25 protein-coding genes are annotated in these 24,475 nt (G+C 59.7%); 14 read left to right on the forward strand and 11 right to left on the reverse strand.

Annotation, left to right across the window (positions count from 1 at the left end; genetic code table 11):
- Position 1: 1 nt before the first annotated feature.
- Together MHM88_RS12270 and MHM88_RS12275 are read right to left on the reverse strand one after the other, a co-directional pair.
- Positions 2 to 796 (reverse strand): endonuclease, encoded by a 795-nt coding sequence (locus MHM88_RS12270; RefSeq protein WP_239365278.1) that lies wholly within the window; start codon positions 794 to 796, stop codon positions 2 to 4.
- The gene (locus tag MHM88_RS12275; protein ID WP_239365281.1) at positions 789 to 2,126 is read right to left on the reverse strand and encodes a DNA cytosine methyltransferase; all 1,338 of its coding nucleotides are present in this window, start codon (positions 2,124 to 2,126) and stop codon (positions 789 to 791) included. The genes MHM88_RS12270 and MHM88_RS12275 overlap by 8 nt, the downstream gene beginning before the upstream one ends.
- A 356-nt stretch (positions 2,127 to 2,482) precedes the next feature.
- On the opposite strand from MHM88_RS12275, the gene MHM88_RS12280 reads away from it, so the two are divergent.
- Genes MHM88_RS12280 through MHM88_RS12290 form a run of 3 tightly spaced genes read left to right on the forward strand, consistent with a single transcriptional unit; the run spans position 2,483 to position 5,212 of the window.
- The gene (locus MHM88_RS12280) at positions 2,483 to 3,130 is read left to right on the forward strand and encodes a GAD-like domain-containing protein (protein ID WP_239365284.1); all 648 of its coding nucleotides are present in this window, start codon (positions 2,483 to 2,485) and stop codon (positions 3,128 to 3,130) included.
- Positions 3,131 to 3,138: 8 nt separating this feature from the next.
- A complete protein-coding gene (locus tag MHM88_RS12285) occupies positions 3,139 to 3,777 on the forward strand; it encodes a hypothetical protein (RefSeq protein WP_239365293.1) in 639 nt (212 codons plus the stop codon).
- 1 nt (position 3,778) lies between these two features.
- On the forward strand, positions 3,779 to 5,212 hold the full coding sequence (locus tag MHM88_RS12290; protein ID WP_239365297.1) for a phospholipase effector Tle1 domain-containing protein: 1,434 nt from the start codon (positions 3,779 to 3,781) through the stop codon (positions 5,210 to 5,212).
- Between the two features lie 2 nt (positions 5,213 to 5,214).
- Here MHM88_RS12290 and MHM88_RS12295 read toward each other — a convergent pair whose 3' ends face one another.
- Complete coding sequence (locus MHM88_RS12295) at positions 5,215 to 6,135, reverse strand: DUF4123 domain-containing protein (RefSeq protein ID WP_239365300.1); 921 nt, start codon at positions 6,133 to 6,135, stop codon at positions 5,215 to 5,217.
- A 384-nt stretch (positions 6,136 to 6,519) separates the two neighbouring features.
- Here MHM88_RS12295 and MHM88_RS12300 point away from each other — a divergent pair, with 384 nt between their 5' ends.
- The 9 genes from MHM88_RS12300 to MHM88_RS12340 all read left to right on the forward strand — a co-directional run bounded on the left by MHM88_RS12300 (position 6,520) and on the right by MHM88_RS12340 (position 13,563).
- Positions 6,520 to 6,990: an Rrf2 family transcriptional regulator gene (locus MHM88_RS12300; RefSeq protein WP_239365302.1), complete on the forward strand. Its 471-nt coding sequence runs from the start codon at positions 6,520 to 6,522 to the stop codon at positions 6,988 to 6,990.
- Positions 6,987 to 7,649, forward strand: coding sequence for a Crp/Fnr family transcriptional regulator (locus MHM88_RS12305; protein WP_239365304.1), 663 nt, complete (start codon positions 6,987 to 6,989; stop codon positions 7,647 to 7,649). The genes MHM88_RS12300 and MHM88_RS12305 overlap by 4 nt, the downstream gene beginning before the upstream one ends.
- Positions 7,650 to 7,741: 92 nt before the next feature.
- Positions 7,742 to 7,954, forward strand: a complete 213-nt coding sequence (locus MHM88_RS12310) for a DUF2892 domain-containing protein (protein ID WP_239319274.1) — start codon at positions 7,742 to 7,744, stop codon at positions 7,952 to 7,954.
- Between the two features lie 4 nt (positions 7,955 to 7,958).
- Positions 7,959 to 8,390, forward strand: coding sequence for a YeeE/YedE family protein (locus MHM88_RS12315; protein WP_239365306.1), 432 nt, complete (start codon positions 7,959 to 7,961; stop codon positions 8,388 to 8,390).
- A gap of 1 nt (position 8,391) precedes the next feature.
- Positions 8,392 to 8,820, forward strand: coding sequence for a DUF6691 family protein (locus MHM88_RS12320; protein WP_239365308.1), 429 nt, complete (start codon positions 8,392 to 8,394; stop codon positions 8,818 to 8,820).
- 29 nt (positions 8,821 to 8,849) lie between these two features.
- The gene (locus MHM88_RS12325; RefSeq protein ID WP_239319264.1) at positions 8,850 to 9,731 is read left to right on the forward strand and encodes an MBL fold metallo-hydrolase; all 882 of its coding nucleotides are present in this window, start codon (positions 8,850 to 8,852) and stop codon (positions 9,729 to 9,731) included.
- Positions 9,732 to 9,742: 11 nt separating this feature from the next.
- Positions 9,743 to 11,422: a bifunctional protein tyrosine phosphatase family protein/NAD(P)/FAD-dependent oxidoreductase gene (locus MHM88_RS12330; RefSeq protein ID WP_239365310.1), complete on the forward strand. Its 1,680-nt coding sequence runs from the start codon at positions 9,743 to 9,745 to the stop codon at positions 11,420 to 11,422.
- 105 nt (positions 11,423 to 11,527) lie between these two features.
- A complete protein-coding gene (locus tag MHM88_RS12335) occupies positions 11,528 to 13,261 on the forward strand; it encodes a SulP family inorganic anion transporter (protein ID WP_239365312.1) in 1,734 nt (577 codons plus the stop codon).
- Between the two features lie 56 nt (positions 13,262 to 13,317).
- Positions 13,318 to 13,563, forward strand: coding sequence for a DUF2798 domain-containing protein (locus MHM88_RS12340; protein ID WP_239365314.1), 246 nt, complete (start codon positions 13,318 to 13,320; stop codon positions 13,561 to 13,563).
- Between the two features lie 513 nt (positions 13,564 to 14,076).
- Here MHM88_RS12340 and MHM88_RS12345 read toward each other — a convergent pair.
- The gene (locus tag MHM88_RS12345) at positions 14,077 to 14,556 is read right to left on the reverse strand and encodes an Lrp/AsnC family transcriptional regulator (protein WP_255734618.1); all 480 of its coding nucleotides are present in this window, start codon (positions 14,554 to 14,556) and stop codon (positions 14,077 to 14,079) included.
- A 140-nt stretch (positions 14,557 to 14,696) separates the two neighbouring features.
- Between MHM88_RS12345 and MHM88_RS12350 the strand changes: the two genes are divergently transcribed.
- A complete protein-coding gene (locus MHM88_RS12350) occupies positions 14,697 to 15,734 on the forward strand; it encodes a zinc-dependent alcohol dehydrogenase family protein (protein ID WP_239365319.1) in 1,038 nt (345 codons plus the stop codon).
- A gap of 627 nt (positions 15,735 to 16,361) precedes the next feature.
- Here MHM88_RS12350 and MHM88_RS12355 read toward each other — a convergent pair.
- The 6 genes from MHM88_RS12355 to MHM88_RS12380 form a co-directional block, all read right to left on the reverse strand.
- On the reverse strand, positions 16,362 to 16,553 hold the full coding sequence (locus MHM88_RS12355) for a hypothetical protein (protein WP_239365322.1): 192 nt from the start codon (positions 16,551 to 16,553) through the stop codon (positions 16,362 to 16,364).
- Positions 16,554 to 17,076: 523 nt separating this feature from the next.
- On the reverse strand, positions 17,077 to 17,490 hold the full coding sequence (locus MHM88_RS12360) for a hypothetical protein (RefSeq protein ID WP_239365325.1): 414 nt from the start codon (positions 17,488 to 17,490) through the stop codon (positions 17,077 to 17,079).
- 524 nt (positions 17,491 to 18,014) lie between these two features.
- Positions 18,015 to 18,452, reverse strand: coding sequence for a c-type cytochrome (locus MHM88_RS12365; protein ID WP_239365328.1), 438 nt, complete (start codon positions 18,450 to 18,452; stop codon positions 18,015 to 18,017).
- A gap of 8 nt (positions 18,453 to 18,460) precedes the next feature.
- A complete protein-coding gene (locus MHM88_RS12370; RefSeq protein WP_239365331.1) occupies positions 18,461 to 19,327 on the reverse strand; it encodes a copper resistance D family protein in 867 nt (288 codons plus the stop codon).
- 2 nt (positions 19,328 to 19,329) lie between these two features.
- Positions 19,330 to 19,671, reverse strand: a complete 342-nt coding sequence (locus MHM88_RS12375; protein WP_239365349.1) for a copper resistance CopC family protein — start codon at positions 19,669 to 19,671, stop codon at positions 19,330 to 19,332.
- Positions 19,672 to 19,681: 10 nt separating this feature from the next.
- Entirely contained in the window at positions 19,682 to 20,113 is a 432-nt protein-coding gene (locus MHM88_RS12380) for a cytochrome c (protein WP_239365365.1), read from the reverse strand.
- 1,114 nt (positions 20,114 to 21,227) lie between these two features.
- Between MHM88_RS12380 and MHM88_RS12385 the strand changes: the two genes are divergently transcribed.
- A complete protein-coding gene (locus MHM88_RS12385) occupies positions 21,228 to 23,024 on the forward strand; it encodes a hypothetical protein (protein ID WP_239365367.1) in 1,797 nt (598 codons plus the stop codon).
- 352 nt (positions 23,025 to 23,376) lie between these two features.
- Here the strand turns inward: MHM88_RS12385 and MHM88_RS12390 are convergent, their stop codons facing one another.
- Positions 23,377 to 24,135, reverse strand: coding sequence for a hypothetical protein (locus MHM88_RS12390; protein WP_239365369.1), 759 nt, complete (start codon positions 24,133 to 24,135; stop codon positions 23,377 to 23,379).
- Positions 24,136 to 24,475 lie beyond the last annotated feature (340 nt).

Consider the following 24,475-nt stretch of genomic DNA (forward strand, 5'->3'; position numbering starts at 1 on the left):
CTCAGACCTCGTCCCGATAGGCGATCCGCCGCGTGTAGCTCAGCGCATTGGCGGCGACCAGACGGTAGTGGCGTTCCTGTAGTACCTGGATCTCGTCCCCCTGCACCGCCAGTTCGAACAGCGCCACGACGCTGTCCTCCATGAACTGCGCAGCGATGGCGCGGCAACGCATGCCGGGGAACTTGGCGTCGGCGTAGCGGATGTCCTGGCTGACCTGCACGATGCCGATCTGATCCTTGCCGCCCTTGGCCTGCACGGGGATGATGGTGTGGCAGCCGTACCGGTCGAGCCCGATATACAACTCATCGATCTCGATCTGGCCCATGCCCTTTACCGTGGTGCGCAGGTGGTTTTGCAGACTGTAGGTGGTGAGGCCCAGAAACGTGTCGATCAACCGGTTGTAGCGCACCACCGCCAGCAGCGCCTGCTCGTCATCCAGCGCATAGGCACGGATGATGGCGGGGGTGGCATCCGGGATGTCGATGACCTCCAGATCCTGCTGCGGCAGGATGCGGTTGATCTTCACCAGGCTGAATTTATAGACCGCGCGCCCGGCCAGTTCGATCACCCATTCGCGCCCCTCGGGCTGGGTGGCCACGATGGCCTCGGGCAGCGCATTGCGAAAGCGAAAGGAATAGAGCACATCGCCCAGGTTCTTGGGCAGTTTGATCGCCAGTTCCGCCGCCGCCTGCTCCAGCTCTTCGCGGCTGAAGCCGAATTCGGTCGCGCCCTCGCTGTAGCGCTCGACAAAGATCTTCTCGATCAGGGCGCTGTAGCGGTTCTGTCGCTTAGCCATTGGCGCTCTTGGGGGCGGCTGCGGCGCGTTCCAGCTCGATATCCGCCTGGCGCCGCTTGGTCGCGCCGCTCTTGCGGTCGCGGCGCGATGGCATGGCATCCACCTCGAAATGGGCGGCGGCGCGGGTCAGGTCGAATTGCAGCAGATCGGGGTCGCCCAGCTGCATGACCCCCTCGGGACGCTCCGGTGCATGGCCAAGCGCTGCCATCATCTGAGCGGCCACGGCACGGGCCAGCGGCGGCGGCACCGAATTGCCGATCTGGCGCGCGCCGTGCCATTTGGTGGCGTTGAAGCGGAACCAGTCGGGGAACCCGTGCAGCCGCGCCATCTCGCGCACGGTGACGCAGCGGTTGTACTTGTAGTGGATCGGGCGCGGGCTGGTGAACGCGCCGCGCGCGCCATCCGTCCCGGCTCGCAGCGTGTTGGAGACGCCCCCCCGGGCCAGCTTGAAGAAACGGCTGATCGGTTCCACCGCGCCTTCGGCGGTTTCGGCAAAGCGACGGCGGGTGATCTCGGTGTGGCCGGTGCGGGCGCTGGAGGTCAGCACCTTGGGCTGCCAGTCGCGCACATAGCCGTGATGCCAGGCGTCATTGGTCAGCCCGCGCAGCTCTGCCGCGTAGTCCGACGGCTTGCCGAACCGCACACCGCGCGTGGCATCGCTGTCCAGCAGCGCGTCGAAACGTTCCGCATCCGGCAGATCCCCCAGCGCCTCGTGGCAGCTGGGCCCGTCGGGCAGCCCCTCGAAGGTCTTGGGCTTGCCGCTGATGTTGGTCTGCGGCGCCGGGTATTGAGGCAACGGCAGGCCCTTCTTGACCCCCATCAGGATCAGCCGCTCACGCGATTGCGGCGTGCCGAAATGGGCCGCGTTGAGCACTTTCCACGGGGTCTGGCAGGCATAACCGGCAGCATCAAAGGCCGCCACCAGCTCCTCGAGGAACTGCTTGTGCTTGCCCACTGTCAGCCCCTTGACGTTTTCGAACACAAAGGACCTGGCATCCAATTCCTTGACAATGCGCAGGAAATCCATCGCCAGCCGGTTGCGCGGATCATCCAGCACCCGCTTGCCGATCATGGAAAACCCCTGACAGGGCGCCCCCCCGGAGACACAGTCGATCCGTGCATCGCCCAGGCCCGCCGCCGCGCGGATCTGATCGCCGCTCAACCCTTCGACAGAGCGTGCCAGCACCGCCGTATGGGGGAAGTTGAACTTGTGAACGGCGCAATGCACCGGGTCGATTTCCACCGCGGCCCGGACGTCGAACCCCGCCTGCTCAAACCCGAGGCTGAGGCCACCTGCGCCCGCAAACAACTCGACTGCGATCGGTCTCAACTTTCAGCGCCCTTCGTTCACGTTTGATTCTCACACATTAGCATGGGGGATACGCGATGTCGATCGCGCCCGCCAGTGTTACACAAGCTGATGTGGCGGCGCCACTGTGCCCGCTTTGACCCGCCCGCCGCAAAACGCACGATTTATCAGCGCCCTAGCACCAGACCGACGCGCACCTGCATGTCCGGCCCGGCGCGCAGGCGAGGAATTTTTCACCTATCGTGCATCGGCAACAGAGCGCCGTTGTGCTGGCGGCGGATTGCGAAACAACCTTTGGTCGAGTAGAGACAAAAGCACTTGCGGTCGCAGCCTCTGGTGCACCGACAGTCTATTTTTTGAAGCATTTGTGAGTCAGCATGTCCGATCTTTTCCCTGTGCTTGGCCCGGTCCCGGATGATGCAATGCCCGTGGCCCCAGACACACTGGCGCGGTGGCAGCCGCGTTTGCCCCCGTTGCTGATCGAGGTCTGGGCCACCTACGGCCTTGTCTCCGTGGCGATGGGCCGCGTTCACCTGCTGGAGCCCGCGCGGCTGGCCGGTCTGATGGATTTCATTTTTGGAAATGACCCCGAGCTTGCCGGTGATACCCATGCCATCGCCTATGGCAACCTCGGCGAGCTGATGGTCTGGTCGCAACGTCATGGCTTCGGCTTTCTGTCCCCGATCCTGTCGACGCTGGAAATGCCGAACCTGACCGGCGACACGGCCATCCCGGCGGAGAGGCAGATCCGCGAACGCCTGCTGCAAATTCCGCCGCAGATGATCGAAGTGCACGACGGCGCGCAACAACCGCTTTATGACCGGCTTGCAGCCGCGCTTGGCCCCTTGCCCGATGGCATGGTCTACGCGCCCAGGATCCTGCCCCCGCGCCCCGGCGGCCGCCCCGTCGAGGACTATGGCATCGTGCCGCTGGAGACCTGCCTGGAGGACCTCTATACCGCCTATCAGGTCAGCATCGTCGATTGGGCGCGCGCCAATCCGATGCTGCGTTTTGTGAAACGGTAGGCCCGGGCATGGCTGGCTCCTCCCTTTCGCGGCGCACATACGGTCTTGCGCTCCTCGCCGTCATGGGGCTGGCCGGGGGCGGCAGTCTCGCCCTGTGGCTCTCGACGCCGCCGCATCGCGCCGTGTCGTTGGGATTTCAGGCCTATCGGACCGCCCCCGCCGTGGTGACCCAATTTGCCATCGAACAGCCGCTCACGCCCATTCAGCCGCTGATCGCCTCCGGAAGCGCGGATATAAACATACCGCGCGATTCCGCCGGCGGATCGATCCTGTCGCTTCCCAACGATGTCGAGGGGGACGGGACATGGACCATCTCGGTGGAATGGGTGGAGCTGCCGACCGACAAGGCCTGGACCGCCTCGGCAACCATCGCGATCGAGGATCTGGTGCGCGACACATCCACCTATCACCTGCTGGTGATCCTGGGGCCGAATGGCGAACTTCTGATCGGCTCTGACGAGGCCCGGCCCGACCGCTCCGCTCAGAATGACCTGGCACGGGTCTGCGGCACCCGGGTGCCCGCGGCCGACAAGGCCTGGCGCCTGGAGACAGGGCAATTCCCAGAACTGCCCCGCCTCCTTGAGGGCATCGACAGCAACAGCGCAGCCGAGGACAGATCGTCCCACTGCCCGGAACCGCGAGGATAACATGGGTCTGACCGATATTGATACCGCGGCCCAGGGCGCGTCGGCAGAGGCCGGCATGTCCGGAGAGACCGGCAACATTGCCCAGACCTGCCCCAAGACGACGCTTGAAATCGGCGTATTCTTCGATGGGACGCTGAACAATCGCTTCAACGTGCTGTCCGGCGGGCGCGACGACGGCAGCTACCAGAATGCCTTGTCGAACCCGGCGCTGCTCTATGATCGCTACAAGAACGATCCCGATTTCGATGAACCCAATGCCTGCGGCGGCACCGCGCGCGCGTTCCGGTCGGTCTATGTCCAAGGCCCCGGTTCGACCGCTGGCGAAGCCGACGACACCATGGGCTATGCCTTTGGTCAGGGCCGTCAAAGCGGTGTCGAAGCGCGCGTCCTCGAAGGCTTCCGAGAGGTTCTGCGCCGCGTCAACCTCCTCGGCGGCGCGCCCTACCTCAAGGAGGTGGTGCTCGACGTGTTCGGGTTTTCGCGCGGGGCCGCGGGGGCGCGTCATTTCGTGAACTCGATCCGGGCCGGACGGGCAACCTATGACCCCTGGGGCATTGGCGATTACGAGGAAACCTGGCCCGAAGATCTGCCCGTCTCTATTCGCTTTGTTGGTATCTTCGACACGGTCGCCGCGATCGGCAAGGCCACCGATGACGACAACGACCCGGTGAACGTGCATCTGCGCAGCGACCAGGCCAGCAACCGGATTTACCATCTGACTGCGGGGGATGAATACCGCAAGAACTTCCGCCTCAACCGCAACATTCCCGGCGGCGGTGACACATTCGAACTGCCCGGGGCGCATTCCGATGTCGGCGGCGGCTACGCCGATCCCGGTGACACCGCCCCACTCGAAAGCGCGAGGGGGCAATTCTACTATCAGCGGGCCGAGGCCGAGGCCGCACGCGCTGCCGTCGAGCAGGCGGATCTGCAACCGGGAGCGCATCGCGATCTGGAAGCGGTGTTCGTGCGCGAGGGCTGGCTTGGTCCGAACGAAACCGAAGGCGGGGTGCTTCGCGTGATGACCCCGATCGTCGAACGGACGGTCACGGTCCAGCACGGGTTCGAAACCATCACCCGCCAGACCTTCACCTATGACGAGCAACTGGCCCTGCATCGCCCCTGGGTGCAACTTGGCCTGTCGCGGGTCGCGCTGCACATGATGCACGAGGCCGCCGTGGCGGAGGTCGATGGGGCGTTTCTGGAATTGCCGAGCACTGACGAGAATTACGTAATTCCCGAGGGGCTGAAACCCTATGAGGCCGCCATGCGCAGTGGGTCCATCTCAACGGCAGACCGGGCTGCCATTTTGCGCAACTTCGGCCATGTTTCGATGAAGGACGGCGATTTCCTGAGCGCCGATCATCAGGGCCACGGCCCGGAAACCAACCACGTCAGGGTCGAATATGACAACGACCCGGGCCAAGCGGTCTAGGATCACAGCGAGGGGCGATCCAGTTCTGCCACCCGCGCCGCGAGACGGCGCATCTTGTCCGCCTCACCGACAGGCAGCTCAAGGATCGCACGAATTTTGGCTTCGGGATCAAGGTCTTCGAACGCGCCGTCAGCATGCAGATCCCACGCCGCAATGCGAAAGGCGTTCGCACGCTGGCGGATCCCGAACTCCCAGGCTCGGCCGACGGACCGCTGCACCTGACGTTCCAGCCCGGCGGGCTCTTTCCCCGCGACCTGCTCGGGAAAGGTCTGCGTCAGAAGCGCCACCATTTCCGCCAGATTGTCACGCGTGCGGGCGCTGCGCAGCGCCAGAAGCTCCGGCTCCGACAGGTTGAAGGGCCGCAGCGGGGCGGCGGTCTCATCCGCAGCGCCGGAGGGCCCCGGCCCCGCGACCCATAGCCCGTCGTTCTCCGGGTCCGGGAGCAGGAAGGCGTCCACACGCCCCCCGTCACGCGGCAGAAACCAGCGAGAGCGCCGCTCCTGCGTTTGGAGCGCCTGGAAATAGACCCTTGCGGGCGCGGCTTCCCAGAACCGGAACAGATAGGGACGCGCCTCGACCGTGACCCGAAGAAAGCGGCGCAAGTGCTTGCGCAGCGGGGCAATTTCCATATCGGTCGCGATCAGAATGCCGGGGCGTTTGTGCCACATGGCCTGGGGGGTGTCCTGGGTGTCGACAAAATCTCGCAGCAGCTCCCCACCCTGCGCGACCTCCACCAGATAGGGGGCCACGTCACGCAGATCCTCTGCTGCGTCTCCTTGAAACAGGCACTCAAATGCCGCGTTCGACGCCTCCAGCCGCTCTGGCAATCCGGGCAGGCAGGCGCCGTCGAGGACCGCGTAGAGACCCAGGGTCGAAAACCCCTGATCCAGCAGCGTTGCTCTTGCAATAAAATCTTCGGTCAAATCGTGTAACCCACGCCAGCGTCATCGTTTTTAGCCCGGCACCACTCTGTCACACCGCCCCAAAAAGGCGCCGCAACGGGTGCCGGACAGCACTATCCTATGGGCACCACGGAGGCCCTGCCAAGCCCGATGTCGACGCAGGACCCTGCCCCTGCCCCAAGCCGCGTATTTCCGCCGACCCGGCGCAGCCGCTTGGATCCGCATGGCGTCGAGCACGTCCCTTGCGGCGGTTCTCCAAGGGCGATCCGCGTGTTGTCCGGGGAGCGCACGCTGATTTGGTGTCCGAGCCGGCTACCGGTCGCCGCACGGACAGAGCAACAAGACGGTTCCACCCATCTTGCAATAACATATAGTGCAAATATAAGTTTCGGGCGAGGAGAGGCGATGAAACTGACGTCCTACACCAATTTCGCGCTGCGTTCTTTGCAGTTGGCGGCGCTGAAGTCCCCGGACCTGATCAGGGTCGATGATGTCGTGCGCGTACACGGGCTGGCGCGGCCGCATATCGTCAAAATCGTCCATGAACTGGGCGTTGCGGGGTATGTCGTTACACAGCGCGGGCGCAATGGTGGGTTTCGTCTGGGACAACCCGCCGAAGACATCGTGATCGGGGATGTCGTGCGCTTGACAGAAGGCCCGCTCGAACTGGTGGAGTGTTTCAATCCCGAACACAACACCTGCCCGCTGATGGGGGTTTGCAAACTGTCGCGGGCGCTGCAGAGGGCCGCGCGCGCCTTCATGGAGGTTCTGGACGATCTGACACTCGCCGACATTGCCTCCAACCGCGATGATCTTCTGGCGCGTATCGCCCCACTTGAGGAGGGCATCGTCGCACCGATGCGCAAAGCACGATGATCGCCGATTGGACAGAGCGCTTTCAGGGCACTGCGGCCTTGCCGCGCCCGGTGCGGGACCGGTTGCAGAAGGTTGCGCGCGCAATCGAAATCCCCGCGGGCGCGCAGGTCTTTGGACCGGCAAACATCCCCGACAGCCTGTTTTTCCTCTACGAGGGCCGCATCCGCGTGTCGCAAAGCTCTGACACCGGCCGGGAGATCGTGCTCTACCGCGTGGATGCCGGCGAAAGCTGTGTTCTGACCACTGCCTGCATGCTGGCCGAAGAGGCCTACAACGCCGAAGGCATCGCCGAGACCGACATCACCGCCATCGTTCTGCCCAAGCCGGATTTTGACCGGCTGGTGGCGGAAGAAGACGCATTTCGAAAGTTTGTCTTTGCCGCCTACTCCCGGCGGTTGATCGACTTGTTGCGCGTCGTGGATGATGTCGCCTTTGGGCATATGGATGTGCGTCTGGCGGAACGGCTCATTGCACTGGCAGGTGATTTCAAAGAGGTCGCCGCCACACATCAGGATCTCGCAAGCGAGCTGGGCACCGCGCGCGAAGTCATCAGTCGCATCCTGCAGGATTTCCAGAAACGCGAGATGATCGCACAGTCGCGTGGCCGCATCGAATTGCTGGACAAACCGGCTTTGCGCGCCGTTGCCACTTCGGCGTAGCCTTTCACTTTGTGCCTGCTAAGTGACATTGTCACTGAAGCGCGCACCGCAAACTTATATCTGTTCTCCAAGTTATCGGATTGGAGACCCCCATGACCACCAATGTCGGCACCCTTGACCGCCTCCTTCGCGCAGCCCTTGGCGTTGGCTTGCTCTATCTCGCCTTTCTGAGCGGGGTGCCCGCTTTTGACGGGGGGCTTCTGAAATATGGCGCAGCGCTTGTTGGCTGTGTGATGCTGATCGTCGCCGCCATCCGCGTGTGCCCGATCTATTCCATCTTTGGCTTCAAGACCTGCCGGGCCTGACGCGATGGAAACCGTGTTCACACCTTTCGCGTCCCTCGGGGGCGGTCTGCTTATCGGTCTCGGCGCGGTCTTGCTGATGCTGGGCCTGGGACGGATCTTTGGCGCAACCGGCATCTTGTCCGGCGCGGTCCTTGTCGAAAACCGGCAGGAGATGTCATGGCGCATCGCCGTGATCCTGGGCATGATCCTCGCCCCGGTGCTGATCTTTGCGGTGACGGGCGCGATGCCTGCGCTGACAGTACCGGTGAGCCCGATGATGATCGTCATCGGCGGTGTCATCGTCGGCTTTGGTGCCAGCCTCGGCTCCGGCTGCACGTCGGGTCACGGGGTCTGCGGCCTGTCGCGCCTGTCGATCCGGTCGCTGGTGGCCGTGCCGACCTTCATGGCGACCGCCGCCATCACCGTCTTTGTGATCCGCCACGTATTCGGAGGTTGAGATGAAACATCTGTTTGCGCTTCTGACCGGCCTTGTCTTTGGCACCGGGATTGCGATCTCCGGCATGATGGACCCTGCCAAGGTTCTGAACTTCTTCGACATTGCCGGGACATGGGACCCGAGCCTGATGTTCGTCATGGGCGGTGCGCTGATCGTGACATCCATCGGCTACCGGTGGGTCTGGCGCCGGTCCAACCCGCTCTTTGGGCAGAGCTTTCAAGTGCCGACATCGACGCGTATCGACAGCAGGCTGATCGGCGGCGCGGCCCTGTTTGGTGTGGGCTGGGGCATCGCAGGGTTCTGCCCGGGCGCCGCCATCCCTGCACTTGGCACCGGTCGCTGGGAGGTCGCCCTGTTCCTGGTGTCGGTCACAGCGGGCGTCTTTCTGCGCCGCCTGGTTGGCCGCAAACCGCGCCACGTAACCCCCTAGCCCCTGACCCCGCAACCGGAGGATACAGCATGACCTACCCCGTCAACATGAACATCAAGCCAGAGGTTCAGGCCTTCTTTGATGAGGCCACGAACACGATCAGCTACATCGTGAAAGACCCGTCATCGACCGCCTGTGCCATCGTCGATAGTGTCATGGACATCGACTATGCTGCCGGGCGGATCACCTACGACCACGCGGATGAGCTGATCCGCCAGATCGAGGCCCGAAACCTCAAACTGGAGTGGATCATCGAAACCCACGTCCACGCCGACCACCTGAGCGCAGCCCCGTACATCCAGTCCCGGCTGGGCGGCAAGATCGGCATCGGGTCAAAGATCATGGTGGTCCAGGATACCTTTGGCAAAGTCTTCAACGAAGGCACCGAGTTCCAGCGTGACGGGTCCCAGTTCGACGCGCTGTTCGAAGATGGCGACACCTACCAGATCGGCGAGATGCAGGCCTTTGCGATGTACACGCCCGGCCACACGCCCGCCTGCATGGTGCATGTGATGGGCGATGCCGCCTTTGTGGGGGATACGCTGTTCATGCCGGATGGCGGCTCGGCCCGTGCTGACTTCCCCGGGGGCGACGCGAGTGAGCTCTATGACAGCATCCAGAAGGTCCTGGCCCTGCCGGACGAGACGCGGCTGTTCATGTGCCACGACTACGGCCCCAACGGGCGCGACATCCAGTGGGAAACCACGGTGGGCGAAGAGAAAGCCCACAACATCCACGTCGGCGGCGGCAAGACGAAGGAGGAGTTCGTCAAATTCCGCACCGAACGGGATGCGCAACTGGCGATGCCAAGGCTGATCATCCCCTCGCTGCAAGTGAACATGCGCGCGGGCGAAGTGCCGACCGACAAGGACGGCAACCCCATGCTCAAAGTGCCCGTGAACGGGCTTTGAGGGGCGGGACCATGGACATCCGGAAAATCAGCGACAAAACCTCTGTCACCCCCCAGATCATGGTCGAAGATATCGCCGCCATCAAGGAGGCCGGCTTTCGCGCCATTATCTGCAACCGCCCCGACGGGGAAGGCGCAGACCAGCCCAGTTTCGCGGAAATCGCTGCGGCTGCGGATCTTGTCGGGATCAAGGCTGCCTATGTTCCTGTGCAATCCGGTCTGGTGCAGGATGCGGATGTGGCGGCCTTCAGCGCCGCGCTCTCCGACCTGCCACGTCCGGTTCTGGCCTATTGCCGGACCGGCACGCGGTCGGCGACGCTCTGGTCGTTCCATGAGAGCAAGAAACGCCCGATGCCGGAGATCCTCGCGGCGACCAAGGCTGCTGGCTATGACATGAACGGGGTTGCCAGGCGGATTGCCAACGGCGGCAAGACCCCGACCGACACCGGTGACGCCAAATATGATGTGGTCATCGTCGGTGGCGGCGCCGGTGGCGTCTCGGTGGCCGCGAGCCTTCAGTCGCGGCAGTCGAACCTGTCGATCGCCATCATCGATCCTGCGGACATTCACTATTATCAGCCCGGCTGGACCATGGTCGGCGGCGGGATCTTCGAGGCCCGCGAAACAGCCAAGACCATGGGGTCGCTCATCCCGCGCGGCGTGGCCTGGATCAAGTCCGCCGTCGCCGCATTCGAGCCGGACAACAACGCGGTCATCCTGGATGGGTGCCGGGTGGTAAAATATGACCGGCTGGTCGTTTGCCCCGGCCTGAAGCTGGACTGGGACGCGGTCGAAGGCCTCGAAGACACGCTTGGTCGCAATGGCGTGACCTCGAATTACCGCTACGACCTTGCGCCCTACACCTGGCAGTTGGTGCAGGGATTGAAGGAAGGGCGCGCGCTTTTCACCCAGCCGCCGATGCCGATCAAATGTGCCGGTGCGCCGCAAAAGGCGATGTATCTGTCCGGCGATGCCTGGTTCCGCACCGGGGCGCTCAAGGATATCGACATCCAGTTCATGACTGCCGGCGGTGTTCTGTTTGGTGTCAAAGACTACGTTCCGGCGCTGGAGACATACGTCGAAAAATACGATGCGACGCTGAACTTCTTCCACAATCTGGTGGCCGTGGATGGGCCGGCAAAGACCGCGACGTTCAAGGTCTCCAAACCTGACACCACCCCCGAAACCGTGACGGTCGATTTTGACATGATGCACGTCTGCCCGCCGCAGACCGCACCGGATTTCATCCGTGTGTCGCCGCTTGCCGATGCCGCGGGCTGGGTGGATGTGGATCAGACCACGCTGCGCCACAAGAGTTTCGACAACATCTGGTCGCTTGGCGATGTCATGAACGCCCCAAATGCCAAGACCGCCGCGGCGGCGCGCAAACAAGCGCCAACAGTCGCGGAAAACATCGTCGCCGATATTGCCGGGCGGTCCCCCACCGCCGCCTATGACGGCTACGGATCCTGCCCGCTGACCGTCGAGCGCGGCAAGATCGTGCTGGCGGAGTTCGGCTATGGCGGCGTGCTCAAACCCAGCTTCCCCTCGGTGCTGCTGGACGGCACACAGCCGACGCGCTTGGCCTGGTTCCTGAAGGAAAAGATGCTGCCGCCGATCTATTGGAAGGCCATGCTGAAGGGCAAGGAATGGATGGCCAAGCCTGAAAAGCTCAACCCCGCAACGGACTGAGACACCAAGACCTGACCCGCGCGCATCGCCACCCGGATGCGCGCGCCTGGCGCGGGGCGCCTGCGTGCAAAGATCAGCCCCCTGCCCTATTTTCTGGACAAGATCATGACCCGACTTTTACGCCGCTACCTGCCGGTCCTCGACTGGGGGCGTACTTACGACCGCAAGGCGTTTTCCAACGATATGATCGCCGCATTGATCGTCACGATCATGCTGATCCCGCAAAGCCTTGCCTATGCCCTTCTGGCAGGTCTGCCGCCTGAGGCCGGGATCTATGCCTCGATCGCGCCGATCGTGCTCTACGCGCTCTTCGGGACCAGCCGTGCGCTGGCCGTCGGCCCGGTCGCGGTGGTTTCGCTGTTGACCGCCTCGGCCATCGGTCAGGTTGCAGAGCAAGGCACCGCGGGCTACGCGATCGCGGCGCTGACGCTTGCGTTCCTATCGGGCGGTTTTCTGGTCCTTATGGGGGTGTTCCGGCTGGGGTTTCTTGCCAATTTTCTCAGCCACCCTGTGATCGCTGGTTTCATCACCGCCTCGGGCATTCTTATCGCAACCAGCCAGCTGAAACATATCCTGGGCGTCCCGGCCCATGGGCATACGCTGCCGGACATACTGGTGGCGCTCTGGACGCAGCTGCATGAGATCAACTGGATCACGCTGGCCATCGGCGTCACGGCGACCGCATTCCTGTTCTGGGTCCGCACGGGCCTGAAACCGACGCTGAAACGGCTTGGGGCCGCGACGCTGGTCACCGAGATTGCAGCCAAGGCCGGGCCAGTTGCCGCCGTGGTCGGCACCACGGCTCTGGTCTGGGCGCTCGATCTCGCCGGCCACGGTGTCAAGATCGTGGGCGCCGTCCCGCAAAGCCTGCCGCCGCTGACACGTCCGGGGTTTTCCGCCGAGCTTTTGCAGGCGCTCCTGGTGCCCGCGATCCTGATCTCGATCATCGGGTTTGTCGAATCCGTATCGGTCGCCCAGACACTTGCCGCCAAGAAACGTCAGCGGATCGACCCGGATCAGGAGTTGATCGGCCTGGGCGCCGCCAACCTCGGGGCGGCCTTCACCGGCGGCTATCCCGTCACCGGTGGCTTTGCGCGCTCCGTCGTGAACTTTGACGCCGGCGCGGAAACCCCGGCCGCCGGGGCCTTCACCGCCCTTGGCCTGGCGATTGCAGCCGTCGCGCTGACGCCCTTGGTTTACTATTTGCCAAACGCTGCCCTCGCTGCGACCATTATCGTGGCGGTGCTGTCGCTGATCGATCTGTCGATCCTGCAAAAAACCTGGACCTACAGCCGCGCGGATTTTACCGCCGTTGCCGCAACCATCGTGCTGACCCTCACGCTCGGCGTCGAGGTTGGCGTCGCAGCCGGGGTCATCCTGTCCGTCCTGCTGCAACTCTACAAAACCTCGCGGCCCCATGTGGCCGAGGTCGGCCGCGTCCCCGGCAGCGAGCATTTTCGCAACGTGCTGCGCCATGAGGTGGAAACCGACCCTCGCGTGCTCAGCCTGCGGATCGACGAAAGCCTCTATTTCGTCAACGCGCGTTTTCTGGAGGATCTTGTCCAGTCCCGCGTCACCGAAGGATGCAGCATCGCGCATGTCGTCTTGATGTTCTCAGCGGTGAACGAGGTCGACTATTCCGCCCTCGAAAGCCTTGAAGCGGTGAACGCCCGGCTCAGGGATATGGGTGTCGGCCTCCATCTGTCCGAGGTCAAAGGCCCGGTGATGGATCGGCTGAAACGGTCTCATTTGATCGATGATCTGAACGGCCGGATCTTCCTGTCACAAAACGATGCATGGATGGCCCTTACAGATGACACGCGCGCCGCAGCCGAATAGACCAAGCTGCATGTCCACAACCGCCGTTCCCCCTGTCAAACCCATGCAGAGGTTTCATGATACGCCCGTTCATTCCACGCAAGCTTGAGCATATTGCTTTCGGCTTTCTTCTGTCCTGCTTCATGTCGCTGCTGATATCTGGCGTGGCGACATTCCTGGCCATCGGCTTTGCAGCCGATTTTGTACCGCGTTGGCTCTCCGCCTGGCTGCCCTCCTGGGCGATTGCCTTTCCCACCGTGCTGGTCGTCGCGCCCATCGTGCGCCGCATCCTCCACCGGTTCGTTGTCACGGACGGTGGGTAGCAGCGGACCACAGGGCGGCCCGTTGCTCACGGCGATACGGATCTCCGCACAACACTCCACCGGCCCATCATACGCAAACCTGTTGCACCACGATGACCGGCAGGGCCTTGTAACGCCCAAACAACCGGGCTGTTTTGAGAGATCACGATGATCACAAGCGACGACATTCAAGAGATGGCGGCCTATTCTGGCTGGCAGAACGACAACCTCTTCGATTGCCACGACGATATCGGGGCAGACCCGCGACCACACCATCGCAGCCAGGTCACCAGTGCGCTTCACGCGCTGAAGGTGGGCTATCGCGCTACGGATATACCCTGGCGCCCCGGAGCGGGGTTCTTTGCCGGCTCGCGAGACTGCGCGGCCAGCCTCAGTTTGACACAGCCGACGTTTGCACAATCGCGGCGCAGGGCGGCAAGGCACCCTTCATATCCGTTCGGTGATCCGTCACGGCCGCACCGACGACGGCGGACGGCTGTCGCAACGTGGGTTTGCCGCGTCATGTCATTGGTGTCATGTCCTCCCAGACGGCCTCACCGGTAGTTTGTTGGACGCTTTCATCTCTTTCAGTGAAAGGTTCGAGCGAATGCTGGTGACCCCCGGCAGGCGACGCAGGGTGCTGTCGACAAAGGCGCTGTAATCGTCCAGATCCCGCGCCACGACGATCAGCAGAAAATCGTCCGCTCCGGTGGTGTTGTGACAGGCCAGTATATTCGGGGTTGTCTCGACAATCCGTTGGAACTCCGCCGTGGCGGCTTGATCGTGTTCTGAACAGCGCAGCTGTACAAAGGCCATGACGCCCAGCCCCAGCTTGCGGCGGTTCAGATTGGCTTGATACCCTTCGATGACCCCGCTTTCCTCCAGTTTTTTCAAACGGCGCCAGCAGGGTGTTTCGCTCATCCCGAGGGTTTCGGACAGTTTCGCATTGGTCATACGGCCATCCTCTTGCAGCAGGGACAGGAGATGAACGTTTACGGCATCAAGGTCAGGCAAGGGCAGAAGCTTTCAGAAAGTGAGGAACAGAGAGGAGATCCCGCTCAGGGTCACCTGGATTTCTGCAAGATTGACAGGGGTCTTTCCACAGGAAACGATATGATCGCCTTGATTAAACCCCAGAACCGAAAGACACCCCGATGAAAGCTGTCCTGTTCGAAAAGTTCCAACACGCCCCGAAGGTGGTCACGGTCGCAGACCCGAGCCCCGCGCCACATGGTGTCGTCCTGAAGGTTGCCGCAACGGGGGTCTGCCGCAGCGACTGGCATGGCTGGATGGGTCATGACAGCGATATCGATCTGCCGCATGTCCCCGGCCACGAGCTGGCCGGCGTGGTCGAGGCGGTGGGAAAGGACGTCACCCGCTGGAAGGTTGGCGACAAGGTCACCGTCCCCTTTATCTGCGGTTGCGGCAGCTGCAGCGAATGCCACGCAGGCCAACAGCAGGTGTGCCTGCATCAGGAACAGCCTGGCTTCACTCACTGGGGCTCGTTTGCAGAATATGTCGCCATCCACCAAGCCGATCTGAACCTTGTGGCGCTGCCGGAGAGCATGGGGTTTGCGACCGCCGCCAGCCTCGGATGCCGGTTCACGACATCCTTCCGCGCGGTCATCGATCAGGGCAAGGTGCGCGCAGGCCAATGGGTGGCCGTACACGGTTGTGGCGGTGTCGGGCTGTCGGCCGTCATGATCGCGGCGGCGGCGGGGGCCAATGTGATCGGCGTGGATCTCGATGAGGCCAAGCTTAACCTGGCCAAAGATCTCGGTGCCGCTGCGGTCATCAACGGTGGCGAGGCCGATGTGCCCGAAGCGATCAAGGAACTGACACGCGGCGGCGCCCATGTTTCGCTCGATGCGCTTGGGCATCCGGTCACCATGACCAATTCTATCCTTTGCCTGCGACCACGGGGCAAACACGTTCAGGTCGGTCTGATGCTGGGAGACCATGCCGCCCCAGCCGTGCCCATGCCCAAGATCGTGGGCCAGGAGATCGAGCTGCTCGGCTCGCACGGGATGCAGGCGCACCGCTATGGCGCGATGCTGGACATGGTCGCCAGCGGGACGCTTGATCCGGCGCGGCTGGTGGGCGATCAGATCAGCCTCTCCGAGGCCCCCGAGGCCCTTATGAGCATGGACAAGTTCCAATCCGTCGGCGCCACGGTCATCACCCGGTTCTGACGCGCGGAGTCACTTTGGCCGGCAGCAAAGATCCTGCTGCCGGTCCTCTCACGGGACGACGAAAGGGTTTATCCCTTCACGCCCCCGTTTTCGCCAAGTTCCGGCAAGGCCCGCAGGCAGTCGATCACTTTCCAATCTGCCTCAGAGAGTGCCAGCCTTGGCAACCGCGCCCCAAAGGCGTCGCCCCGCGCGTTTTTCCCGTTTGCCGGTCCGCTGCCCCAAGGTTGGCCGGATCGTTTTCACCATAGACAGGGCCGCACAGAACACACCTTTCTCGGCCCGCAGGAGACCTCACAGATAGGTCCACCCCCCCCCCTGAAGCCCGCAGACCAGCACACTGAGGGCACCACCTTCCCCCCCGCGACCGCTCTAGTAGGGCGTCGAAGGTCGTAGAAATCAGGAAACGACGAGTCTGAGAACGCAACCTGTACCAACTCGTGCACCGGACGCCTTTGAAGGCAAACTCATTGTTGGAAAAAATCTTTTATCTTCAGATTGGTACGGGCGGCGGGACTCGAACCCGCACGGCTAAAGCCTGGGGATTTTAAGTAGGTAGGTTTGCCTTTGTTTTCAGAGTGTTGGTGCCACAAAAACGGACCCCGGACCTCGCGTTGAAGTCCGGGGTTATCATTCTGGTAAATCCCGCAGAGCTTTCGCCATATCCAGGTATCCGAGATAGCTATATTCGACATGCATCCGCTCATACCATGCCGCCCATTGCTCTCTCCGATCTTCGGGGAAGACATCGGACCAAGTTCCCTTTCGAACGCTGACCCGCCCATTCTCCAGCCGCTCAACTTTGATTTTCTCTGCGCTCATCAACACTCCCCTCAGCTCGATCTGTTGCAACACTTGTAAACTCTGGCAGCCCTTTGCTTTGCCGCCATCATCCTTAACAAGGCCAGCGCGAATGCTGAAGCATCGGAGCGCGAGAACAAGCCGAAATCAAATCGGGCAGCCCAACATTCAGCGGGTGTCAGGCGTCCGGACCCTCAACACCTCAACCTCTAAATTGCATTCGTACCCCCGACCCAACAACGCGTTGACAGGAATTCCCCGCCTCCCGCTGGAGCGACACATGCTACATCTCGCTTTCTGAAAAATTGCATGATGGTTGTCGCGGAGGCTTACCTCGATCTTGCCAACGTGACCGCACTCACAGCAGACATGAAGAAAAAGAGGCATTCGCTGCTCCGCTTCGCCTGATGGAACATAAGTGGAACAAAAAAAGGGGGGGGGGAAAGGATCAATGCGGCAATCCCGCTCTTACGTCATCCAGCCTCGGTCGCGCATCGATCTGTCTCGGTTCGAAACTCTCGAGCCAAAGCTGTGCATTCGCGCACTAGTCCAAGACGCGCGCGACCGCGCCAATTAAGTCCAGCACCTCGCGCGTATCGCGGTCAACACGATAGACATATTCACCCACGCGGTAGTAGGTCTGCTCGCGATTAAGTCCGTACCGCCCTGGATCGCCGATGACGATGTAATCTTTATAGATCACATCTCCACGGTCGTACTTGCGGGCTTGACCGGGCGGAACGCAAGGAGGGTTCTTCTTGGCGAGACCCGGAGGGCAATTGGTTACTTTGTACGCACCGCCAGAATGCCCTTGTCCAGATTTGTGGTTTCCTCCCTCTGCAGTCACCCCGAAAGAGGTGCCCGCTGCCGCAATTAGAACCAATAACCGTCTCATGATGCCGCTCCGTTCTTTCTGCTGTCCGCAAAGATAACCATTGCTGCTGCAAAGTGTTGCCATCCCAAAAGATCCTCGGCGAAAAGGTGCCTAGGAGCGTATGGCCGAGCCCGAGGTCGTAGATGTCGACAGTGCGGCGTAACATCTGCCCCGTCAACGTGACCAACGATATGATCCATCGTCGGTTAGGACCCACGACCCACTTGCGGCGCTACGGCTGCCTGGTTGTATAGATACCCCGTCCGCTTCCTACCACCGAATGAAGCAAGCCAGCCCATCACGACATTCATGCAAGGCGCAGCGAAGGCACTGCTGCCTGCGCGAAAGGCTTCTTGGAAGCGGACCTTTAAGTCTGCCCAGTTGACCCAGGGGATGCTGCGCCCGGCTTGCAGGTCAGAGAAGCGCAGATAGCGACATTTGCAAAGTCTGGCGATCTGCCACCCGGGCGGCGGTCCAATGCTGCGCGAGCAATGGAAAGAACAGACCTTCGCCGCGCGTGCAGCCACCAACCATCATCGAACAGAAGGGGTGCGGACAAAGTGAACTTTGGTTGTCCAAAATCCTATGGCTGCTCCCAAAACATTGCATCACTGGTGCGGCGGGTTGCGGCATGCTTGAATTTCTTGAACGCGCTCAGGCCAAGTGGACCTTATGAAGGCGAGAATGTCCCAGATTTCGTCGTCGGAGAGGGTACCTCCAAATCCGGGCATGCCACTCGTGAAGCCGTCGACGCCGCGCGCGGCCAACGCCGCTTCCCCACCCAGCAGAGTGTATTCGAACAGAAGCTGGTTGTCGTGGTGCCATGTGTGCCCGGTCTCATCATGGGGTGGCGCAGGAAGAATACCGTTGTCGTCAGGCGTCTGCCAATCCGGCTGTCCTTCGAGATTGACGCCATGACAGGACGCGCATTGTTCGGCGTAAAAGGTCTGCCCATTGGTCAAATCCCGGTCATCCATTTCGTGACCAGCGCCTGCACCCGTTGCGAAGCCGACAAATGTAGCGATCAAAAAATCCCGCTTGATCATGGGCTGCCTCAACTGGGTAGGGTCAAGACGCTGGTGAGCGTCGCGGTTGCTGCAATGACCACCAGAATGATCACGGCTTCGATTTCAATGGAGCGTACCAAATGGCGGGCGGCTTTTTTGTCCCCGGATTGCATGGCCGGGACGAAGCGAAGTTTGTTTGCGGCGGCCAACATCAAGACCGCGCCCACGAGCACAAGTTTGATTAGCAGGGTTTGGCCGTAGCCAGTTGTCATTAACGCCCACACATCGCCGAGTAACATCCAAGCCAACAGCAGTCCGGCCAAAATCAAAGCAGGGACAATAACCGAAGCCGCCTGCCCAAACCGATGCCCCAACATGGCCGCGTTGTTCAGATATTCTGGCCGTTGAGACAGGGCGCGCAACGGTCCAAGGATGCCGATCCAAAACGCGACACCCAGAAGATGCAGGAGCAAAAGCACACGGACGCCGGTTATCTCCAAATCGGGGACATGCCCGATCTGGGCGAATGACCACAGCACGATCATTCCACCGACAAGCGCGATCCATTGGCCGATTAGGGGCATGAATACCCCGAAAATCATCAAAGCTGTCCCGACAACCTGATAGACCAGGACGTCGCCAACAGAGGTCTGCCACAGCAGACCGAGCATCTCTGGATCGGTCATACCATCAGTCCCGCCCGTCAGGGTTGCGCCGCGCAGCATGAACCCAAGGACAGAGCTTGCAAGCGCGAGCCCCGCTAACAGAGCAATCTGACCACGCATCATACCGCTCAGAGGCGACACCAAGTCAGCAAAACCAGCCCGAATGATCAAAAGACCAGTCGCACCACTAATACCCACATACAGCATCAGCTTGGATAAAATCGCGCCTATTCCCCAGATATCCGGCATGCTTAGTCTACCGTGAACGTAAACTCGCCCTGCATGGCGTGTCCGTCTGCTCCCAAGCCTCGCCATTCAATGCGATAGGTGCCTTCACCCATGCTTTGAAGCGGGAGCGCGAACGCTCGCCCAAAACTTGTCTGGTCTCCAAGTTCGAGCGTGACGGTGTGAGCCTCCTGATGGATCATGTTGACTTTTGTCAGGCGAATATCATCCGCGAAATTGAAACTGATCTTTGAGGGCACTTCGGCAACCGTCGCGCCGCTTTCCGGTGTGGTGGTGTCCACGCTCGAATGGGCAAATGCGTTTGTGGCAAGCATGGAAATCAATGCAAATGTGGTGAGCTTGTTCATTGAGGAACCCTCAGTTTATTCCATTAGCGCGCTGGATTTCGCGGATGTAGTCGATGATCATAGCCACGTCACCGCGGGTCAAGCCTTCAACTGGAGGCATGTCGCCAAACTGCCAGTGGTGGCTTCTGACGCCCATTGCGACCGCGCTTTGAAAGGACTCGTCTGCATGATGGCTGGGTTCGTAAACAATATGGATCAGTGGCGGCCCTGCGCCCTCAACGCCTGCCGCGTTGCTACCGTGGCATGCGGCGCACGCGTTTTCGAATATCCGTTGCCCGATGGCCGCGTTTCCTTCGATAGGAGGCATCTGTATGGCCACCATAGCATTGCCCTCGTCGGGCGCTGACTGTGCGGCTTTCTCAACCGGGACGGGGCGTAGAGTAATATAGGCAGCGGCGACTACTACGGCGCAAGTGCCGATCAGGAGATATTTTCGGTTCATGTACTGGTCCTAATGTTGTGTAACAGAGCGGTGCCGCAAATAAATCGCAGCACACTGGAACGTGTTCACTGCCGTGAACAGCGTCGAAAATCTGTTTTAAGCGTTAGGTGGCCTGTCCGGATTGTCCGGTTCACTGAGCGTCGAGAAGTTTGAGGCCTGCCATGCCGTTACATTCACGGATCGGTTAGTTGTCGCTTGGAAATCCTGCGCCGTGAGCACAACGGCATTGCAAAGGAGTGGATTGCATCCTTCGTGCGTCGTGCCGTCTGGCTCATGTGGTGCGCTTCTGCTCGGCAAAACTGAGGCGTGGTCAACATGATGACCGACTACAGAGGTATGCAGGTGGTTTTCGCAATGCCCACCATTGCAATTTTCTATCGTCGCGTGCGAACGGTCGCCGAGTCCTGTCATCAGGCCCAACAAAAAAACAAGAAGTGCTGCAGCTATGGTTCGAGTGATCTTTACACTGAGAATCTATCCTAGGCACTAATAAAATAAAAGCCGACATTGATGCTCCTCGCGACATCCGGTTTTGAGCTCACAGCTCACAGCTCACAGCTGACTTGCGGCGGTGCGGCAGCAGGATCACAGCAAATTTCGCCGCCCCGCTTGATGCGTGATGGCGGGTCTCAGGAAGCCATTCGCACGCAGCAGTGCCTTCGCTGCGCCTTGCAAGAATGTCGTATTTGGGCGGAAAGCGGCCGGTCGGGGCGGTCTGCTGACGGTGAGACTGCGGCGTTGCAGGCGCAGCAAATCGGCGATAGCGGCCAGTCGCAACACGCTCAGAGAGCAACGCTAAGCGCAGGGAAGGGCACAGTCGAATTTATGTTGCGGCAAGCGATTAATCACAAAATGACGCTGATCACAGGGCCTGGGAGCGAAGAAGATTGCGCAAATGCCCTATTGGACCTCTTCAGCTTCTCTACTTGAGCGTTTATTGGGGGAATTAGAAAGGATGAGGCAGAACTTGACGCTTAGGCTGGGTGTGCCCCAGTTTAGCTCAGGGTATCTATTCCTCATAAATTTCGGCGGGTGAGTTGGTGCAGCCGCTCACCTCGCCTAGTTCATTTAACATACGCCAGAAAATTTGGCCCAATTGAGCTGAGGGAGCTAAATGGGAAAAAAGGCAAACGGCACTGTCTTCTTATGTGGCGCAGGCATATCAGTTCCACCTCCGGCTAACTTGCCTTCGGTGAACTATTTCAAAAGTGAGCTGGCGAAGGCTATTGGAGGCAATCTCGATATTCAAGATGATATTATAAGGAGATGCCTCTATGGGGATGAAATATACAGGGGGCTGAGATTTGAGCAAATTATTACATGCCTGTCAGAAATTGATCCTGCGCTAGAATCACTAAATTTCGCGAGGGTCAGATCCAATCATGGCTCCCGCTTCAATGGCCTTCATGCTTACCTCGCCGAAAGGGCCGTACTCGGCGATACTGTATTGACAACAAATTTCGACACGCTAATTGAGCAAGCAATGCTATTTCTATGGCCGGAAAGAGTGCACGCCTCGATTTCCAATATTGTGAAGTTACACGGAACAGCGCACAAAATTTACGACGGAGAACTTGTAGCAGAACATCCATCTAACCTGCGGGCGGACATCGCATCAGTGGCACGCGGAGGAGATACAGCTCACGCGCCGAGCGACATTCTGAGATCTGTTTCATCTGCCAACGGGGGTAGGCTAGTCGTTATGGGGTACAGCTTCAGTGACTCATTTGACATCACCCCTGCGCTAAGGGAAATACGTCCGAAGATCGTTGATATATACGACTATTGCGGCCATGCTCCTAGAAAAGTGGAATTTGAAGAATCCAATTTCCTTCACATCTCAGATATAATTGAAATTTGGCAAGACGCCGGCGCTGAGGTCAGCGTCTTTCAGGGCGACGTCAGTGCAAAATTTTGGCACAGCTCTGTCAGCAAAGTGAGTACGCTGGTGCAATCACAATCGGATGAACTATACATACCAAAATTCAGCAGGGACGAGCTGATGTACTTTGTGGCTCGCCTGTCGTTCAACCTTGATGATCGAGTTTCTGCCGGATCTATCTTCGAAAAGCTGATACTTAGTAACGACCGTCGCCTTCGAGAGCGAGCGAACTTCTTCTACGTGAGATGTTTACCTATGTCCTCGAAATCCATAGATGCATCGCTGGAGGCAGCTATAGCCATGAATGACCTTAAGGCGATGTTGGATACACTAGTTTTTGCAATGGACATCGCCACGTACTCTGGGCGTCAATCTGATTTTCGAAAGATCTTACGAGAAGTAAGGGCGAAAGTTCGTAATTCAGGTGAAATAGATTATGTCGGATTGGTTGAGGGGCGCTCCCTACATTGTATCGCAAATTACTTTTTTTACTCAGGCAGGTTTGGGCTTGCTCAGATTGCGATGCGCGCCGCGCTTAAGAATAGATCGAGATTCGCTGAACCCATTGAGACGCTGTATTCTACTTTCGGCGTAGCAATTCTTGATATTCTCAGTCGACCTCATGAAAGCAACGCCATGTCATTTGAGCGATTCTCACGGTACGCCGCAGAGATCGGTGACAGTGCTGCGGCAGCATGCGTCCTCGTGCTAGACGCGATGCAGAACCTAAAGGCGGGAAACTACCAGAGCGCAGAATCCTTGCTAAGGGACGCATTAAGTTTGGATTCCGGAGATTTTCCAAAATGGGAAATTGAGCTTTACATCTTCTTATCCTTATCGATGTCCGGCAGGTGTGCATATTTGACAGATCAGCAAGTTGTAAAAGTAGGCAAGGCGCTGGAAGAAATGCATCACTCCAGGTTGAGCGCTATTAAGTCTGATATTATGTTGATATGTGAGGGCGGAGATGCGACCAACCTTCAAGACCCCTTTGTCAGGGCAATTTATCTTGCTTTGAAAGTTGAATGATTCATGCATTGAAATTGAAACCAGAAAATCGTTTCGCAGTTTTGCCCGAGCAAACTCCGCAAATACTATATAATGCTGAATGCCTCCCATTAAGAGCTTCGTTTCTGGACATTTCTGGGATTAAGCACAGCAAAAGGAATATTCAGCCTGATCGGCAGCTTCGAGCTGCGCACGCCTATCGCTGCGGCGCGCTTGAGTTACCCCTTCGGGGTTCGATGCCGGGATGATCAAGTGTCAGCTTTGGGGAAACCGAGCTGCGGCGTAGGAGTAATCCCGACCGGCAGCAATGGGCCGGTCAAACCGTTCGATACGAAGGGTTGTTTGCGTCAAGCGACGCAGCCGAGGCTACTTTTTAAGTCCAGCCCTTGCCTTCGTCAAAGCCTACGCGAGGCTTAGCGAACTTATAACCGTTCCACATAAACTTGATGGCCCCCACGAAGCCAAATTTTGGAATAACTAAGCGCAGCAATTGGTCTGGCGTTACGACTTTCACCGACGTTTCAATCTTCGACCGCCCAACTACTTTTTGCAGTTTATAGTCCATCGTCAAAAAGTAATCCATTTCAGCCGATTCCGCACACCAAATGTGGTAGGCATCTAGTGCTTGGTTCAGGTTCAATGGCTTGCTTGCGCCCTGGTATGCGCCCGTCATTTTTGTCAGTTCGACAAAGCGCGGTTGCTTTATGCTGCACATAAAATCAAGAATGTGCTCTTTGAACTTCTTGTTACCGCCAAAGATTATGCGCGACTGCAGCGCAACCGGGTCGGGAACTTCGTGGATGGTGCATCCGAAAAATCGCCCAGACGGGCTTGCCATTCCGGGCAGCCCCCAAGTTTCCAGAACAACTTCGCGGTGAATGTAGAAGCCAAGCCACTCGGAAATTCCGGCGTAGGCGAGCATACCGAGAACCACGGCATCGCGCTTCTGGACTTCATTTTTGATTTTATGCAGATCGTTGACCGTATGCGGCTCGTGAATTTCCGTCTCGAATTCGGTGCCGCCCCAATTCACGGTTGTTTTCTTTGTACGATACACGTGTTTTTTAACCGCTGAAAACTTCAATATGTTTGTATCTATAAATACAGTTGCTACTGGCTTGGTCTTTCCCATCACGACTCCAATGTGCCTTGGCTTTGTCGCATTACTGTGTGCGTAGGCACTTTGATTGGCAACTGCGGAACGAGCGTTCGAGGTCAGACGATCTCACGCACACCCTAAATGCGGTGCAGCCTCGCAGTGTCGGCTTTCGGGAAGCAGCGCCGCAGCGTTCGAAGTCACGGTCAACGTCTCTTATGGGCCGACCGCGCCGGTAAGGGTACCTGGGAGTGCGGGACGGTTCGGCACGCTGCCGCAGGTCCGGTTCTGAGCCCATACTGCAACATGCAGCCGCGCCGCATCTCGCAGGCCCAGAAAGGCAGTCCCGGTAATCGCGGCCCTCTGCGGACATTCG

Source organism: Epibacterium sp. MM17-32 (assembly GCF_022348205.1).
Lineage (GTDB): Bacteria > Pseudomonadota > Alphaproteobacteria > Rhodobacterales > Rhodobacteraceae > Epibacterium.

Coding starts and splice junctions, on each gene's coding strand:
- MHM88_RS12365 (WP_239365328.1), bottom strand. CDS start 18,452: ATGATCAAGCGGGATTTTTTGATCGCTACATTTGTCGGCTTCGCAACG.
- MHM88_RS12290 (WP_239365297.1), top strand. CDS start 3,779: ATGGGTCTGACCGATATTGATACCGCGGCCCAGGGCGCGTCGGCAGAG.
- MHM88_RS12370 (WP_239365331.1), bottom strand. CDS start 19,327: ATGCCGGATATCTGGGGAATAGGCGCGATTTTATCCAAGCTGATGCTG.
- MHM88_RS12335 (WP_239365312.1), top strand. CDS start 11,528: ATGACCCGACTTTTACGCCGCTACCTGCCGGTCCTCGACTGGGGGCGT.
- MHM88_RS12320 (WP_239365308.1), top strand. CDS start 8,392: ATGAAACATCTGTTTGCGCTTCTGACCGGCCTTGTCTTTGGCACCGGG.
- MHM88_RS12315 (WP_239365306.1), top strand. CDS start 7,959: ATGGAAACCGTGTTCACACCTTTCGCGTCCCTCGGGGGCGGTCTGCTT.
- MHM88_RS12330 (WP_239365310.1), top strand. CDS start 9,743: ATGGACATCCGGAAAATCAGCGACAAAACCTCTGTCACCCCCCAGATC.
- MHM88_RS12390 (WP_239365369.1), bottom strand. CDS start 24,135: ATGGGAAAGACCAAGCCAGTAGCAACTGTATTTATAGATACAAACATA.
- MHM88_RS12285 (WP_239365293.1), top strand. CDS start 3,139: ATGGCTGGCTCCTCCCTTTCGCGGCGCACATACGGTCTTGCGCTCCTC.
- MHM88_RS12340 (WP_239365314.1), top strand. CDS start 13,318: ATGATACGCCCGTTCATTCCACGCAAGCTTGAGCATATTGCTTTCGGC.
- MHM88_RS12385 (WP_239365367.1), top strand. CDS start 21,228: ATGGGAAAAAAGGCAAACGGCACTGTCTTCTTATGTGGCGCAGGCATA.
- MHM88_RS12375 (WP_239365349.1), bottom strand. CDS start 19,671: ATGAACAAGCTCACCACATTTGCATTGATTTCCATGCTTGCCACAAAC.
- MHM88_RS12325 (WP_239319264.1), top strand. CDS start 8,850: ATGACCTACCCCGTCAACATGAACATCAAGCCAGAGGTTCAGGCCTTC.
- MHM88_RS12305 (WP_239365304.1), top strand. CDS start 6,987: ATGATCGCCGATTGGACAGAGCGCTTTCAGGGCACTGCGGCCTTGCCG.
- MHM88_RS12380 (WP_239365365.1), bottom strand. CDS start 20,113: ATGAACCGAAAATATCTCCTGATCGGCACTTGCGCCGTAGTAGTCGCC.
- MHM88_RS12355 (WP_239365322.1), bottom strand. CDS start 16,553: ATGAGCGCAGAGAAAATCAAAGTTGAGCGGCTGGAGAATGGGCGGGTC.
- MHM88_RS12310 (WP_239319274.1), top strand. CDS start 7,742: ATGACCACCAATGTCGGCACCCTTGACCGCCTCCTTCGCGCAGCCCTT.
- MHM88_RS12360 (WP_239365325.1), bottom strand. CDS start 17,490: ATGGCAACACTTTGCAGCAGCAATGGTTATCTTTGCGGACAGCAGAAA.
- MHM88_RS12300 (WP_239365302.1), top strand. CDS start 6,520: ATGAAACTGACGTCCTACACCAATTTCGCGCTGCGTTCTTTGCAGTTG.
- MHM88_RS12270 (WP_239365278.1), bottom strand. CDS start 796: ATGGCTAAGCGACAGAACCGCTACAGCGCCCTGATCGAGAAGATCTTT.
- MHM88_RS12280 (WP_239365284.1), top strand. CDS start 2,483: ATGTCCGATCTTTTCCCTGTGCTTGGCCCGGTCCCGGATGATGCAATG.
- MHM88_RS12350 (WP_239365319.1), top strand. CDS start 14,697: ATGAAAGCTGTCCTGTTCGAAAAGTTCCAACACGCCCCGAAGGTGGTC.